At 35.9% G+C, this 16,474-nt stretch carries 14 protein-coding genes; 11 read left to right on the top strand and 3 right to left on the bottom strand.

Annotated features, from left to right (window positions below):
* The first annotated feature begins 55 nt into the window (after positions 1-55).
* The 11 genes from PCY70_RS08315 (at position 56) to PCY70_RS08265 (ending at position 13,258) form a co-directional block, all read left to right on the top strand.
* On the top strand, positions 56-1,267 hold the full coding sequence (locus tag PCY70_RS08315; RefSeq protein WP_029488041.1) for a phosphoglycerate kinase: 1,212 nt from the start codon (positions 56-58) through the stop codon (positions 1,265-1,267).
* Positions 1,268-1,330: 63 nt separating this feature from the next.
* Complete coding sequence (gene tpiA / locus PCY70_RS08310; protein WP_305766976.1) at positions 1,331-2,074, top strand: triose-phosphate isomerase; 744 nt, start codon at positions 1,331-1,333, stop codon at positions 2,072-2,074.
* 75 nt (positions 2,075-2,149) lie between these two features.
* Positions 2,150-3,676, top strand: coding sequence for a 2,3-bisphosphoglycerate-independent phosphoglycerate mutase (gpmI, locus tag PCY70_RS08305; RefSeq protein ID WP_305766975.1), 1,527 nt, complete (start codon positions 2,150-2,152; stop codon positions 3,674-3,676).
* Between the two features lie 123 nt (positions 3,677-3,799).
* Positions 3,800-5,380 (top strand): GGDEF domain-containing protein, encoded by a 1,581-nt coding sequence (locus tag PCY70_RS08300; RefSeq protein WP_305766974.1) that lies wholly within the window; start codon positions 3,800-3,802, stop codon positions 5,378-5,380.
* A 15-nt stretch (positions 5,381-5,395) separates the two neighbouring features.
* On the top strand, positions 5,396-6,982 hold the full coding sequence (locus PCY70_RS08295; RefSeq protein ID WP_305766973.1) for a sensor domain-containing diguanylate cyclase: 1,587 nt from the start codon (positions 5,396-5,398) through the stop codon (positions 6,980-6,982).
* Positions 6,983-7,060: 78 nt separating this feature from the next.
* Positions 7,061-8,050 carry a tripartite tricarboxylate transporter substrate binding protein gene (locus tag PCY70_RS08290; RefSeq protein ID WP_305766972.1) on the top strand — a complete coding sequence of 330 codons (990 nt, stop codon included), beginning with the start codon at positions 7,061-7,063 and terminating at the stop codon, positions 8,048-8,050.
* 57 nt (positions 8,051-8,107) lie between these two features.
* Positions 8,108-8,569, top strand: a complete 462-nt coding sequence (locus PCY70_RS08285; RefSeq protein WP_305766971.1) for a tripartite tricarboxylate transporter TctB family protein — start codon at positions 8,108-8,110, stop codon at positions 8,567-8,569.
* A 15-nt stretch (positions 8,570-8,584) separates the two neighbouring features.
* A complete protein-coding gene (locus PCY70_RS08280) occupies positions 8,585-10,051 on the top strand; it encodes a tripartite tricarboxylate transporter permease (protein WP_305766970.1) in 1,467 nt (488 codons plus the stop codon).
* Between the two features lie 137 nt (positions 10,052-10,188).
* On the top strand, positions 10,189-10,731 hold the full coding sequence (locus PCY70_RS08275) for an ECF-type riboflavin transporter substrate-binding protein (protein WP_305766969.1): 543 nt from the start codon (positions 10,189-10,191) through the stop codon (positions 10,729-10,731).
* Positions 10,732-10,743: 12 nt separating this feature from the next.
* A complete protein-coding gene (locus PCY70_RS08270; RefSeq protein WP_305766968.1) occupies positions 10,744-12,453 on the top strand; it encodes an ABC transporter ATP-binding protein in 1,710 nt (569 codons plus the stop codon).
* Positions 12,431-13,258, top strand: coding sequence for an energy-coupling factor transporter transmembrane component T family protein (locus tag PCY70_RS08265; protein ID WP_305766967.1), 828 nt, complete (start codon positions 12,431-12,433; stop codon positions 13,256-13,258). Before PCY70_RS08270 ends, PCY70_RS08265 begins: the two co-directional genes overlap by 23 nt.
* Before the next feature lie 79 nt (positions 13,259-13,337).
* Here PCY70_RS08265 and PCY70_RS08260 read toward each other — a convergent pair whose 3' ends face one another.
* Genes PCY70_RS08260 through PCY70_RS08250 form a run of 3 tightly spaced genes read right to left on the bottom strand, consistent with a single transcriptional unit; the run spans position 13,338 to position 16,380 of the window.
* Positions 13,338-14,168 (bottom strand): carbohydrate ABC transporter permease, encoded by an 831-nt coding sequence (locus PCY70_RS08260; protein WP_305766966.1) that lies wholly within the window; start codon positions 14,166-14,168, stop codon positions 13,338-13,340.
* A gap of 19 nt (positions 14,169-14,187) precedes the next feature.
* Complete coding sequence (locus PCY70_RS08255) at positions 14,188-15,075, bottom strand: sugar ABC transporter permease (protein WP_330696960.1); 888 nt, start codon at positions 15,073-15,075, stop codon at positions 14,188-14,190.
* 33 nt (positions 15,076-15,108) lie between these two features.
* Positions 15,109-16,380, bottom strand: a complete 1,272-nt coding sequence (locus PCY70_RS08250) for an ABC transporter substrate-binding protein (protein ID WP_330696959.1) — start codon at positions 16,378-16,380, stop codon at positions 15,109-15,111.
* Between the last annotated feature and the right edge of the window lie 94 nt (positions 16,381-16,474).

Below are 16,474 nucleotides of genomic sequence, written 5' to 3'. Positions count from 1 at the left end.
CTGGATCTTTTTCGTCATCTAAATACCAATCAATACCTAATCAAAGGAGAATGACATGAAAAAATCGGTTGACAATTTAAAAGATATCAAAGGTAAAAAAGTATTAGTACGTTGCGACTTTAATGTTCCTCTAAAAGAAGGTGTAATCCAAAACGAAAACCGTATACTTGGTGCACTCCCAACTATTAAAAAGCTTATTGATGGCGGTGCCAAAATTATTTTATGCTCTCACTTAGGAAAACCAAAGGGCACTGTAAAGCCAGAGCTTACACTAGAACCTGTTGCTGTTAGTCTTTCGAAACACTTAGGAGTTCCTGTTAAGTTTGCTGACGACCCTACCGTTACTGGTGAAATTGCACAGGCTATGGCAAAAGATTTAAAAGACGGCGAAGTAATGCTTCTTCAAAATACTAGATTTAGACCAGAAGAGGAAAAATATTCCAAAGATCCAGAAGCTGCGAAGGGTTTTGCAAAAGAACTTGCGGCACTTTGTGACGATGAAATTTCTGTTAACGACGCATTTGGTACTGCTCACAGAGCTCACTGTTCAAATGTTGGTGTCACTCAATATTGCAAACAAAATGTCGTTGGATACCTAATGGAAAATGAAATCAAATTTTTAGGTGGAGCAGTTGAAAAGCCTGTTCGTCCTTTTGTTGCTATTCTTGGCGGAGCAAAAGTTTCTGATAAAATTGGTGTAATCAATAATCTTTTGGATAAGGTGGATACATTAATTATCGGTGGCGGTATGGCATACACATTTATGAAAGCTCAAGGCAAGCCTGTTGGCAACTCTCTTTTAGAGGCTGACAAAGTTGAATATGCTGGTGAAATGCTACAAAAAGCCAAAGACAAAGGCGTAAATTTACTTCTTCCTGTTGATACAGTTGTCGGAAAAGAATTCAAAAATGATACTGAATTTAAAGTTGTAGAAGAAATTCCTGATGGATGGGCTGGATACGATATTGGACCAAAATCTATAGCGATCTTCCAAAAAGCTCTTGAAGGTGCTAAGACTGTTGTTTGGAATGGGCCTATGGGTGTATTCGAATTTGAAAACTTTAACAAAGGTACCCTTGCCGTTGGTGAATCACTTGCAAAACTCGTTGATGCTATCACCGTTGTTGGAGGTGGCGACTCTGTGAGTGCCGTTAACCTTTTAGGTCTTGCTGATAAAATGACACACATTTCTACTGGTGGCGGAGCAAGCCTTGAGTATTTAGAAGGAAAAGTACTTCCTGGCGTGGCAGCAGCAGATGATATGTAATAATTCTTTCCCCTTTCGTGGGGGACAGAGATCTCAATTAAAATAAATTTATTGGAGGATGTTATGCGTAAAAAGATTATTGCTGGTAACTGGAAGATGAATAAAACCCCTAAGGAGGCAGTAGAGCTTGTCAACTTATTAAAAGATAAAGTTAATACCGATGCTGTAGATGTAATATTTTGCCCAACTTTCGTTTGCCTAGATGCTGTACTTAAAGCAACGGCAGGTACAAACATAGCCGTTGGTGCTCAAAATATGTATTTCGAAGAAAACGGTGCATACACTGGAGAAATTGCTCCTGATATGCTTGTAGAAATGGGTGTAAAATACGTAATTATCGGCCACTCCGAAAGAAGACAATACTTTGCCGAAACAGATGAATCTGTAAATAAAAAAGTTCTTGCCGCAATTAAGCATAATCTTATTCCTATAATTTGTGTTGGAGAAAGTCTTGAACAAAGAGAACAAGGAATTACCGTAGATCTTGTTAGACTTCAAACTAAAATTGCTTTAAAAGATGTCTGCGCCGAAGCGGCCAAAAAAGTTATTATCGCTTATGAACCTATTTGGGCAATCGGAACTGGCAAAACTGCAACTAACGCAGAAGCCGAAGAAGTCTGCAAAGCAATAAGAGACGTGGTTGGAGAAATTTATAGCGACAAAGTTGCAGATGAAATTCGCATCCAATACGGCGGTTCTGTAAATGCTGGAAACGCAAACGAGTTATTTAATATGGGTAACATTGATGGCGGACTTGTTGGTGGCGCTAGCCTAAAAGCTGACTTTTCTGATATTGTCAATTATTAGTTAGTAGTAAGTAGTGATTAGTGAATGATTACTAATCACTATTTTAGTGTATAATCGAAAGGAATGAGAGCTTTTATGGCAACACTATTATTAATTTTAGATGGCTTTGGTTTAAATCAAGCAACAGAAGGAAATGCTGTTAAACTTGGAAAAACTCCTTATATTGATCAACTAATGGAATCTTGTCCACATACTTCAATTGCTGCTAGCGGTTTGGAGGTTGGGTTACCTGCTGGACAAATGGGCAACTCCGAAGTTGGACACCTAAACATCGGCGCCGGACGAATTGTATATCAAGAACTTACTCGCATCACCAAAGCAATAGAAGATGGTACTATCCTAGAAAACCCCGCACTCAAAGGCGCGATGGAAAAAGCTCGTGACGAAGGCAAGGCAGTACATCTAATGGGACTTTTATCAGATGGCGGTGTGCACAGTCATAACACGCATCTATATGGTCTTATAGAAATGGCAAAGAACCTGGGAGTTACAGAACTTTATGTTCACGCCTTTATGGACGGAAGAGATGTGGCTCCAGACTCTGGAAAAGATTTTGTAGACCAACTTCAAGCTAAATTACGCGAAATCGGCCTTGGAAAAATTGCTAGTATTTCCGGAAGATATTATGCAATGGATCGAGACAATCGTTGGGAAAGAGTTGAAGTGGCGTACAATGCACTTTGCAAAGGTGAAGGCAATACGAGTGAAAATGTTTCCACTATAATGCAAAAATCTTATGATGAAAATATACTCGATGAATTTGTGGTACCTACTGTAGTCACCAAAAGTGGTCACGCTATAGGCAAAATTAAAAAGGGTGACTCTGTAATTTTCTTCAACTTTAGACCAGACCGTGCCAGAGAAATCACTAGAGCCATTGTTGATAAAGAATTTACTGGGTTTAATCGCAACTTAATTCCTGTCACTTTTGTTGCCCTTACTCAATATGACATCACCATTGTTGATAAAGAAGTTGCATTTACTCCAGAAATCTTAACAAATACTTTAGGTGAATACCTTGCGCACTTAGGCAAAAAACAACTCCGTATTGCCGAAACAGAAAAGTATGCTCACGTCACATTTTTCTTTAATGGAGGAATAGAAGAGCCCAACGAAAACGAAGAACGCATTCTTATACCATCTCCAAAAGTTGCAACATATGATCTTCAACCAGAAATGAGTATCTACGAAGTTGCAGATAAACTTACCGAAGCAATCGAAAGCAAAAAATATGATGTGATCATTGCAAACTATGCAAACAGCGATATGGTTGGACATACCGGCAGCATGGACGCCGCTATGGCAGCTGTGGAGGCAGTCGATAAATCGGTAGAACAAGTTATTAAAGCAATTAAAGCCACAGGGGGATCCGCTCTTATAACTGCTGACCACGGAAATGCAGACCAAATGATCGATCCCGAAACCGGAGGGCCTTTCACAGCTCATACCACAAACCCTGTTCCTCTTATTCTTGTCAACTATCCGGGTGTAAACAAATTAAAAGACGGCGGAAAACTTGCAGATCTTGCGCCAACTTTATTAGATATGATGGGGCTAGACAAACCAGCAGAAATGGATGGCAACTCTCTATTAATTAAATAATACAATGTAGCTGCTATACTTTTTAATGAGTATAGCAGTTTTATTTATTTATGCACTTCAATTGACAATTTACTTTGCATAGCTTATCATAGTGATATGATTAATAAAAAAGGAGATCACAATATGAACTTAACATTCATTGTATATTTAGCTATATTTTTTTTACATAACATCATATTCTTTGGAATAGTTTCAAAAGTTTTAGACCTAAAACTTAGTAAAAAAACTCATTATCTTGTGGCATTTATAAATATCTTAGCAGCTTCATTTGCCCTTAATTTTGTGGGAGAATCTATCTTTTGGCCCTATATCATTTTTTCTGTTTTTTATTGTCTTGAAGTTGTTATTTTTTATAGTGGATATATATATACTAAAATTGCCGTTGCACTTACCATCATTGTTCATTTATTATGTATCGAAGCCATAACTGTACCTATTATGAGTATGGGAATCCACGATAGTATGAATTATATAATGAATAATACAGATTTATTATTGCGTTCTCGAATGCTCATTTCACTCTTTTGTGGTGTCGCGATGTTTATAGTACTTATATTAATTCCTGCACCTTATTTAAAAAAAATGGGGCACGATGCAAATCGAATCAAAGTATTTTTAACCCTGGAAATTACTGCCATTAGTTCTATCATAGCAACGTCATCCGTATATTATCTAGACACTCCAACAAGTGAACAACTATCTCAGCAAATTGTTCAAGGAATTAGTTGGCTTGTAGTTGAATATACAGGGATATTTATGCTAATTGGTTTCGAATTACTAGCCGAACACAAAATCCGTCTCGAAAATAAGCTTCATCTTGAAGGTATTTACAAAAACACTTTAATTAATGAAACCGAAGCCACAATACAAGTTGACTGTACCACTGGCAAAGTGTTAAATTTTGTACATAAAGGAGAACGTGTAACAGAAGTTATTGGCTCTTCATATCTCAACGTTATGTCAAATTTAATTATTAACTATCAAGTTCATCCCGAGGACAAAGACCAAGTTTTATACCTTTCAAGTATCGATTATATGTTAAGCGTTTTTGACCAAAATACTATAAAGTACTCTTTTGAATATAGGTTTCAAGAATATACTACCATAAATTTTCGTTGGTCTAAAATAGATATATTTCTAGAAAAAGATACTGCAACTAACAATATTTTAGCATTACTAGTAATTAAAGATATCCATGATGCAAAAGAATTAGAGTTTCAGGCTGAACGAGATACTCTTACCGGATTATATAACAAAGTTATTACAGAAAATCTAATTAACCAACATCTAGCAATCCATAAAAATGGTATATTATTCATGATAGACGGTGATTATTTTAAACAAATTAATGATAATTTAGGGCATGATATTGGAGATACCGTAATTGTCAATATAGCTCATACTTTAACAGAGCTATTTACAGAAGATGCTATTGTTGGGCGTGTTGGAGGAGATGAGTTTATGGTTTTTATAACAAAAGGAAGTAATGAATTTAATTTAGTTGAAGCTGCAACCAACGTTTGTACTAAGTTAAAACGCACCTATTCTAACGACACTGTTTCTGTTGAAACGTCTGCTAGTGTAGGAATTGCAGAAGTCACTGCCAATATAAATGACTTTAAAGATTTATATGTTAGAGCCGATAGCGCACTTTATACTTCTAAAAAGATGGGGAGAAATCAATTTACGCTTTATAACGCATAATCTAGTATAAAGGAGATGATTATTATATTATCAATAATATTTTTAGCTATATTTTTTATACATAACATAATATTTTTTGATATGCTTTCTAAAATTTTACCATTAAAAATAGCTAAACATTATACTTATATTATTTCACTATTTAATACAATATTTGGAGCATTTTGGGTCTCACTAATCCCTATTTCATTGGTCGGGGCATACTTCATTTTTATTTTAGTTTATTGTACCGAAGTAATACTTTTTTACGAAAAATTTATATACATCAAAATCACTATTGCTTTAACAATGGTAATACAACTATTTTGTGTAGGCGCAATAGTTGTTCCAGTAATGAGCTTATTTTTTTCTATGAGTATGAATACTATTATAAATAATCCTGTTCTATTATTACACTCCAGAATAATTATTTCTATAACTTGTATAATAATGACCTTACTATTATTAAAGTATGCTACTCCTAAATATTTACAGAAAATGGCTCAAGATACCAATCGAATAAAAATACTATTGATTCTAGAAATTACAACAATTGTGGCTATATTAACTACTGCATCAGCCAATTATTCAGATTTTTATTCTACCAAGCACATACTTCAACAGTTTATTCAAGGCATCAGCTGGTTTGTTGTTAATTTAATTGGTATTTTTATGGTTATAGGAATTGAAATTTTGGAAGAAAGCAGAGTTACCCTAGAAAATCAATTTCAATTAAATGAAATATATAAAAAATCTGTAGTCTTAGGATCTACAGTTACTCTTCATGTTGACTGCACTACAGGCAGGATATTAAACCATGCCTATCAAGGAAGTATTAATACAGTTTTCATTGGATCCTCCTATAATCAAGTCATTTCAGATATGATTAACAATCAAATTCATCCTGATGATAAAGAAAAAACTATCAATATTTCTAATTGTCAATATATGTTACAAGCTTTTTTTGATAATAACATAAACTATTCCTTTGAATATCGTTTACGTGACAGTCCTGACAAACCTTATCACTGGTTTAGAGTTGACGTTTTCTTAGAAAAAAGTTCTGTATCAACACAAATCATAGCATTGCTTATAATTAATGATATTACTAATGCCAAAAAATTACTATCTTTATCCGAAATAGATAGTCTCTCTGGCCTATATAATAAAATGACAACAGAAAATTTAATCAATCAACATCTCAAAAATACTGCTTCTGGAGCATTATTTATGATAGATGCAGACAATTTTAAAGCCATAAATGATAACTTAGGTCACGATGTAGGTGATGATGTGATTAAAGATATTGCACAAACTTTAAAAGATATTTTTGATCCTACTCAAGATATCATCGGTCGTGTTGGAGGCGATGAATTTATGGTTTTTCTCAGAACAACAAAAACTAAATCTGATATTATAAAAATAGCTACCAAAGCTAGTCAACTACTTAAAAAAACATATTCGGGCGAAAGTATATCGGTAACTATTTCTGCTAGCATTGGTATTGCAGTAGTAGATAATACTATGTGTAATTTTAAAGATTTATATATTGTGGCTGATGCTGCGCTTTATAATTCAAAACGAGAAGGCAAGGATACTTTTACAATCTACTCAGAATACTAAAACATCCATTTAACATTGACAAACTATCAAACTTATATTATGATATTACAATATATATTTAATATTCGGAGGTTCTATATGAATAAAGTATTCAAAAAAATATTTACTTTTACGCTTATTGCGGCTATATCTACTAATATGGTTGCCTGTGGAAATGCCACTACCTCTACTCCTGCCGAAATTGATTTTTCTAAAGAGAGTATAACTTGTATTGTCCCATACGATGCTGGAGGTGGCACCGATACTGTAATGCGTGCCTTAGCAGATGCGGCTAAAGGTTCTTTCAAAAATATTACCGTTGAAAATCGTGCCGGTGGAGGCGGAGCCACGGGTATGCTAGTAGGAGCGCATTCTGATCCAGACGGCACCACAATCACAATGACAACTGTCGAGCTTATAACTTTAGAAGCTATGGGCATCAATGCTGGTTTAACATACACCATGTTCAAACCTCTTATGATGGTTAATACTGCCGCAGCCGCCATTACTGTAAAAGCTGATGACGATCGATTTCATTCGTTAGAAGATTTTATTACATACAGTAAATCAGATCAATTACAAATCGGCAACTCTGGCAATGGCGCCATCTGGCACTTGGCTGCTGCGGGGCTTGCAAAAGAAACTGGTGCTGATTTTAAACATATAGCATACGACGGTGCCGCGGGTGCTATAACCGATTTATTAGGTGAGCACATCGACGCTGTTGCAGTATCATATGCGGAAGTTGCCAACTATGTAGAAAGTGGCGATTTTAAAGTTTTGGGTGTGCTAGCAGATAATAGAATTGACGCCATTCCCGATGTTCCTACTGCTAAAGAACAAGGCTACGATTCTGTACTCGGAACTTGGCGTGGTCTAAGCGTTCCTGCAGATACTCCAGACGAAGTAGTTGCTGAACTTTATGAAATATTTATGGACGCTGCGCAATCCCAAGAATTTATAGAATTTATGAATAATTCTAACAACATTATAGAAACTATGGATGGTGCTTCATATGCCGAACGTATGAAAAATGATTTAACAATTTACACAGAACTGGTTAATGATTTAGGTCTCAAAATTCAATAAAACATTTATTTAGGGGCTACAGTAGTGGCCCTTTTTCTATAATGAAAGGAGCAAATTATGAAAAGAGGAAATATTGTATTTGCTATATTTTGCATGATACTTAGCATCGTTGTTATTGTTATTTCTGCAGGATATCCAAAAGCAGCAGCATATGGGACAGGTGTTCCCGGTCCTGGACTTTGGCCTATGATAGTTGCTATAATTTTATTTGCTGTTTCCGCTAAACTGCTGTTCAAATCCTTTAAAAATCAAATCGCTAACACCGAAGTGGTTTTTCTCAGCCCCGGAACAAAAAGAGTTTACATATCGATGCTTATACTGATTCTTTATGTTGCCATACTCGAAACCGTTGGCTTTTTACTATCTTCCCTAATATTGCTATTTGGCTTTATTCAATGGTTTGCAAAATTGAAGCTTTGGCAGACAGCAACGATTTCTATAGTAACTACACTCATAATTTATTGCGTGTTTCGTTTCTTATTAAATGTGCCTGTCGATTTTGGCATCATTGCGTTATAATGGGAGGATAAAATTATGGCTATGGAAGTTTTTCAAAATACACTACAACCTATGATATTACTATATATGTTACTTGGCGTTTCTGCTGGAATTTGCATCGGAGCATTGCCCGGGTTAACCGCAACGATGGGTGTTGCTCTACTTCTTCCTCTCACTTTTGGAATGGAAGCTGAGGCTGGCATACTTATGTTATTAGGAATTTATGTAGGCGCAATTTATGGTGGATCCATTTCTGCTATTTTGCTCCACACTCCAGGAACTCCAGCATCAGCGGCAACTGCCATCGATGGCTACGAATTTTCTAAACGCGGTGAAGCTGGCCGTGCACTAGGCATAGCAACAATTTCTAGTTATATCGGAGGCGTTGTTAGCGTACTTTGTTTATGGTTAATTAGTCCCCAGCTTGCTAAATTGGCCTTAGAATTTAGTTCCGCAGAATTCTTTTTGCTTGCGTTATTTGGACTTTGCATCATCTCTAGTATTTCTGGTTCTGATATGGAAAAAGGCTTGATGTGCGGACTCTTGGGCATACTAATCGCTACTATTGGAATTGACAGTGTCACTAGCTATATACGATTTTCTGATAATGTCAATGTTCTATCTGGCGTTCAATATATTCCCATTATGATCGGGTTGTTTGCAATGAGCCAGGCATTTGAATCTATCGAAACCATTTTTGATAAAGAAGAAATCAATTGTAATGTTACCCGAGTCATTCCTAGCAAAGCTGATTTTATAACTATGTTTAAGACTGCACCTCTAACCGGTCTTATCGGAACATTTATAGGCATAGTTCCCGGCGCTGGTGCTGACATTGGCTCATTTGTAAGTTATAATGCAGCGCGATCAGTTTCTAAGCATCCTGAAAAATTTGGCACCGGAGTTCCCGAAGCTGTTGCCGCATCCGAGGGCGGAAACAATGGAGTTACCGGCGGTGCTATGATTCCTATGCTAACCCTTGGTGTTCCAGGAGATGCAGTAGCCGCCATCATGATTGGTGCATTAACAATACAAGGGCTAACTCCTGGTCCTATGCTATTTAAAAATAACGAAGTGTTAGTATATACAATATTCTTCGGGATGTTCATTGCTAATACCATGATGGTATTTTTGGGTTTAAGTTGTTTGCGTTTATTTACCAAAGTATTAAGTGTACCTAAACCTATTTTGGTTCCTATAATATTCATTTTATGTGTTATAGGCAGCTATGCTATGCGAAATAATTTGTTTGATGTTGGTGTAATGTTAGTCGCTGGCATCGTTGGATATTTTTTCACAAAACTCAAAGTTCCAACTAGCCCTGCAATATTAGGCTTAATTTTGGGCCCATTAGCAGAAGAAAATTTTAGAACTGCATTGCTCAAATCTGACGGAAGCTTAATCGTCTTTTTTAATACTCCAATTTGTTGGTTTTTCTTAATATTAATTGTCCTCACACTATTTGGAGGCAAAGTTAAGCGTTTAATCAAATTACAAAAATAGAATACAATATAATTTCCTATAACCTTTCTGCCGTATTTTTGGCATTAAGGTTTTTTTATATACTCGCATTGACTTTTGTTAAATATTACGATATTATTTATAAAGTATCTAAAAATTTTTAAAGGAGTGATACCACAATGAAAATAAAAACTATTGTAGCAATAGGAATCGGTTCTGCCCTTTTTTTAATTCTCAGTAGATTTGCATCTATTCCAACCGGGGTACCAAATACAGAAATTCAAACTGCATATGCGCTTTTGGCATTGATGGCAATATTGTACGGCCCTCTTGCAGGAGGATGCATCGGATTTATTGGACACATATTAAAGGATCTGACTGCATATGGCTCGCTATGGTTTAGCTGGATTATTGCCTCGGCTGTATTTGGACTTATAGTAGGATTAGTATCTAAAAAAATCAACATCAAAAATCAATTATTTTCTAAACAGAATATACTCATTTTTAACCTAACCCAAATAGTAGCCAACTTAGTTGCCTGGGGTGTTGTTGCACCTATATTAGATATTATTATTTATCAAGAAGCCGCAAATAAGGTATTTTTGCAAGGATTAGTAGCTGGTAGCACAAATATTCTTACTGTTGGCGTAATCGGAACTGCACTTCTTTATACATATTCTAACACGCGCACAAAGCACCAAAATTTAGAGAAAGAAAATTAAGAGGTATTTACCATGAAAAAAGTTGTAGTTCAATTTAAAGATTTTAACTTTTTATATAAAAATCAGAAATATCCCACACTGAAAAATATCAACTTAACCATTTATGAAGGCGAAAAAGTACTCATTGTTGGTCCTTCTGGCTCTGGAAAAAGCACCTTATCTCACTGCATCAATGGATTGGCTCCTTTTTTTTATGAAGGAGCTTATACGGGCACTCTTTCTATATGTGGCAACCCTATTTCTAGCATCGCACAAGCTGCAAACTCTGTCGGAACAGTCCTTCAAGATCCTGATGGACAATTCGTTGGCCTAACTGTAGGAGAAGATATTGCATTCAAACTCGAAAACGATGCCATTGCTCAATCTGAAATGAAAGCCCTTGTTGCTAATGCGGCAAAAATGGTTGATATCGAATCCAATCTTCTGGCATCTCCACATCAGCTTTCGGGCGGTCAAAAGCAACGTGTAACTTTGGCCGGTACATTAATTCGCGACTTGCCCATCTTGCTATTTGATGAGCCATTAGCAAACTTAGATCCTGCTACCGGAAAATCTGCTATCGAGCTAATTAATAAAGTGGGCCACGACAAAACCGTTATAATTATTGAGCATCGACTAGAAGATGTTCTTCATTGTCATTTAGACAGAATTGTTGTAATTTATGACGGACAGATCGTTGCAGATCATGCGCCCAATAATATTTTAATAACCGATACTTTAATACAAGCTGGTATCCGCGAACCCCTCTATATTGCTGCCTTAAAATATGCAGACATCGAACTTGCTATTAGGTCTAATCTCAGCAATATCAATTCTCTTCACATTCCTGGCATGGCACAAAAGCTTCAAGAGTGGCAAGACCAAATTCCTGCTGCACCAAAACCTGCACTAACAAATCCCATACTCGAATTTAAAAACGTTTCCTTTAGTTATTCTGCCTCTTCAAAAGTATTAAATAACATAAACTTCACTATTTATCAAGGTGAAATGTTAAGTATAGTTGGCAAAAACGGTGCCGGCAAATCTACTATCGCAAAGTTAATTTGTGGATTTTTTAAACCTACCAGAGGCAAAATTTTGTTTAATGATCACGACATTTTTCCTTTTTCAATTGCAGAGCGTGCCAACCATATTGGTGTCGTATTACAAAATCCCAACCAAATGATTTCTCAAACTATGCTATTCGATGAAGTTGCATTTGGATTAAAAATCCAAAACATTCCTGCTACCAAAATCGTAGAACGAGTTTATGCCACACTAAAAATTTGCGGGTTGTATCATTTTAGAAATTGGCCCATCTCCGCCCTTAGCTTTGGCCAAAAAAAGCGCGTCACTATTGCTTCTATTTTGGTAATGAACCCAGATATAATCATCTTAGATGAACCTACTGCAGGACAAGATTTTAAAAATTATACTCGAATTATGGAATTTCTACGAGAGCTAAATCAAAAAGGTATTACCATAATCATTATAACTCACGACATGCATCTAATGCTGGAATATACCGATCGCGCAATCGTATTAGCAGATGGCAATAAGCTAGCTGAAGCTGCAACAGTTGATGTCCTAACTGATACAAATCTGATAGAAGCAGCCCACTTAAAAGTCACATCGTTATATACATTAGCTATCTATGCCGGACTTGCACAACCCAAAGAATTTGTAAAACGCTTTATATCACATGATAGGAGGGTACGCTTTGAAAACACTGGGATATATTGAAAAAACTTCATTTGTACATAGCCTAACTGGAGCAACCAAATTGATAATATTGTTACTATGCTCCTTTGTCGCCATGCTATCATATGATACTCGAGTTTTAGTTGTATTACTAATATTGAGCTTTATCGTATTTGCAATATCCAAAATTCAGTTTCGTGAAATTTCCTTTATCGTCTATTTTATATTAGTATTTTTGGTAATTAACAATATAGCAATCTATATTTTTGCTCCATATCAAGGAGTTGAAATTTATGGCACCAAAACTGTCCTATTTGATATTGCAGGTAATTATTCCGTCACGGCAGAGCAGCTATTCTATCATCTAAATATCACTCTAAAATATTTCGCAGTAACGCCATTCGCACTACTATTTATTGTTGCAACACAACCTAGTGAGTTTGCTGCCTCTTTAAATAAAATTGGGGTCAATTATAAGATCGCATATGCTGTTTCAATTACTTTACGATACATTCCAGATATTCAAAACAGCTATCAAGAAATTACATTTGCTCAACAAGCCCGCGGCGTAGATTTATCAAAAAAAGCCAAATTGAGAACAAAAGTTAAGCATATTTCTGCAATTCTTGTACCACTTGTATTTTCTAGTTTAGAGCGCATCGAAACTATCAGTGCCGCAATGGAACTCCGAGCGTTTGGAAATAATACGCAAAGAACTTGGTATAGCGAAAAGCCTTTTACAGTTGCAGACTACTTGAGCCTCATATTTATGGTAATATTTTTCGCAATATCTATGTATGTGACATTTAGTAATGGTAGCAGATTCTATAACCCCTTCATCGGATAACCATTATTCTAAAATTGCCAAAAAAATAATTGCTGCGCTAATCAATCTCTATGCACAGCAATCTATTATTAATTATATATTATAATTTTCCGCCACTTGTTGCGATACCTTGAATAAATTGTTTTTGAAATATCACATAAATAATAATCATCGGTACGCAAGCAATTAACGACGCTGCCATAAGTTCTGGATAGTTTGTTGAAAATTGTCCCTGCATTTTTGCAAGAGCAGAAGACAATACCAACTGAGCTTTATCGGTATTTACAATCATTGGCCACATCAAATCTTTAAACGCAAACAAGGCCGTAAATATTCCTAAAGCTACCATCGCTGAGCGAGTCAGTGGCGCCATTATAAATAAAAACGTTTGACCTATATTACATCCATCAATTTTTGCCGCTTCTTCTAACTCTTTTGGCAATCCCATATATGCTTGACGCAACAAGAATGTTCCAAATGCCGAAACCATTCCTGGAAATACTAACGCAAATGTCGTGTTCAACATTCCCATTTTACTCACCATCAAATATTGTGGAATTAAGAAGATTTGCACTGGTACCATCATCTGAAGCAATACTACCGCAAACGCTATATTCTTCCCTTTAAATTCCAATCGAGCAAATGCATACCCCGCAAGAGTTGCCGTCAATACTGCACACACTATTCTAAACAAAATCATCAATAGCGTATTTTTATATAGCACCAAAAAATTCATCTCTTCCATAACATTAGTAAATGCCGCCCATGTCCAATCTTTCGGAAATATTACAAATGGATTCACCTGCATTGTCTCAGAAACTGTTTTAAACGATGTTAATATCATCCAGAAAAAGGGAACTAACATAGTTACCGAAACAATAATCATAAACGCATGTGTAATTATAGAGACATCATACGATTTCTTTTCCATAACAAATCATCTCCCCTTTCTAATTATAGAACACCCATTTTTTTTGCAACTTCATTTGAATTACTGTAATAATCAATGTAATCACTAGCAATAATGCAACGATTGTTGAGCCATAGCCCAAGTTCTTTTCTGTAAAAGCGTATTGATAAAATAAATATACCAAAGACTGCGTCTCAGCCAATGCTGGATTAGATTTATCGATTACCATATAGATTAAATCAAACACTTGCATAGATCCAATGATTCTAGTAATGCATACGAAAAAGATTGTTGGCGATAACAACGGAATTGTGATATGAAAAAAGCTTCTGAATCCTGTTGCTCCATCGATTGTTGCTGCCTCATAATAGTCGGCAGGAATTTCTTGTAGCCCCGACAAAAACAAAATCATGTTATATCCCAAAATTGACCATACTCCAATAATAGCTATTGAATATACTGCTATTTTAGGATCTGAAACCCACTGTGTATCTAAGCCAAACATATTATTGATCAATCCAAAATTTGAATTAAGCAACCATCTCCAAACCATTGCAATCGCTGCAGGAGCAGTAACCATTGGCAAAAATACAATTGTACGGTAGATAGTTCGCCCTTTCATTTTTCTATTTAATACAACTGCAAGCACCAAGGCAATAGCAATCGATAACGGTACTTCTACAATAGCATACTGAAATGTATTTACCAACGCTTGCCACACTTCGCTATCTCCAAAAACTTTCATATAATTATCTAATCCAACAAAAATGTTTCCTTTACCAAAGTCTCCTGTCTTAAAAAAACTTTGATACAATGTTTGGAAAATAGGAATGATATTTAGTACAACCAAACCTATAATAGTAGGAAGAATAAATAGCCATCCCCACATACATTCATTTTTTTGTTGGGCGGACATTTTCTTTTCCATATACATCAACCCTTCTTTTATAAACATTTACAATTATTCGTTTTCTAATGTCTCATTCATTTCTGCTGCCATCTTTTTTAATGCTTCTTCCATAGTTTCGTCTCCTGTATAGACTGCTTTCAAAGCCTCGTTGTTGTCATTTTCCCAAATAACTGTATTTCTAGAATACGGTCTAATTACCATATTGTCCATCATATTTATATATGCCTGCAAGTTAAAATCTGAAGAATTAATCCAAGCATCAGAAGTTCCTGTAAACGCCGACATTGTAACTCCTAGTTCCGCTTGCCTTAACTGTGCTTTTTCTGAACCCAAGTATTCCACCAACTTCCACGCTTCTTCTGGATGCTCCGTGTTTGCTGCAGCTGCCCAGCCTAGTCCATTATATACAGAAACCCGATCTCCGGTTGCTGCAGATTTTGGAAGCTCTGCAATATCTATATTTGCTAATGCATAATCACTCGTTTTATATGACGGTAACATCCAAGAGCCATGAAGAGCCATTGCAACTTGCCCAGACTGCATTAAAACTTCTGCCGGAGTTTCTGACATTGTTGCTAACGATGGCATTAGTCCTTCATTAATCCACGTTTCTAAAACTTCCATTCCCTCAATAGTCTTCGGATCATCTAGCATTGACTTTGTTTTATCTTCATTTAAAATTCTACCACCATTAGAATATAATATATTATAGTATCCTTCTTGGTTTGTATCATTTCTCATCGCAATTCCATATTGACTGCCATCAGCTTTGGTAAGTTTTCGAGCTGCTTGTGTCATATCGTCCCATGTCCAATCTTCGTTTGGATACTCTATCCCCGCAGCATCAAACATCGTCTTGTTATACCACAACGCAATCGTATCTATATCTTTTGGTACCGCATAATATTTCTTGTCTGATATGTACAAATCCCAGATGTCATCAGGGTAATTTGCCGGATCGATTAAAGTGCTTTCTGCTATTTGATCTGTCAAGTCTAGTAACATGTCGTTTTCCATATATCTCTGACTCTCATTTGAGTGCATCCAAAATACATCTGGCAACTGACCTCCCTGTGCTCCAGCTTCTAACACAGACCAATATTCACTCCAAGTTATCATTGATAGGCTGGTTTTAATTCCTGTCTCCGCAGTAAATTCGTTTAAAATTTGCTGAATGCCAGGCTGCTGATATGCGTCCCAAATATTTACCGACAACACTACGTCTTCAGAATTTCCACTAATTTCATCTGATGATGAACACCCTACCATAGCCATAATTGTTGTTGCCGCAAACATTGTGTATAATATTTTTGTCAATTTCATAATATAATCCTCCCTTAAAATCTTTCTTTCCAGTACATCATACACTATTTTTACTATCTTGTAAACATTTATCACAAAGTTTTTAAAACGAAGC

Source organism: Candidatus Epulonipiscium viviparus (assembly GCF_030708075.1).
In the GTDB taxonomy this organism is placed as follows: domain Bacteria; phylum Bacillota; class Clostridia; order Lachnospirales; family Cellulosilyticaceae; genus Epulonipiscioides; species Epulonipiscioides viviparus.
The sequence above is the reverse complement of the archived record's forward strand: the minus strand, read 5'-3'. Positions and strand labels throughout refer to the sequence as shown.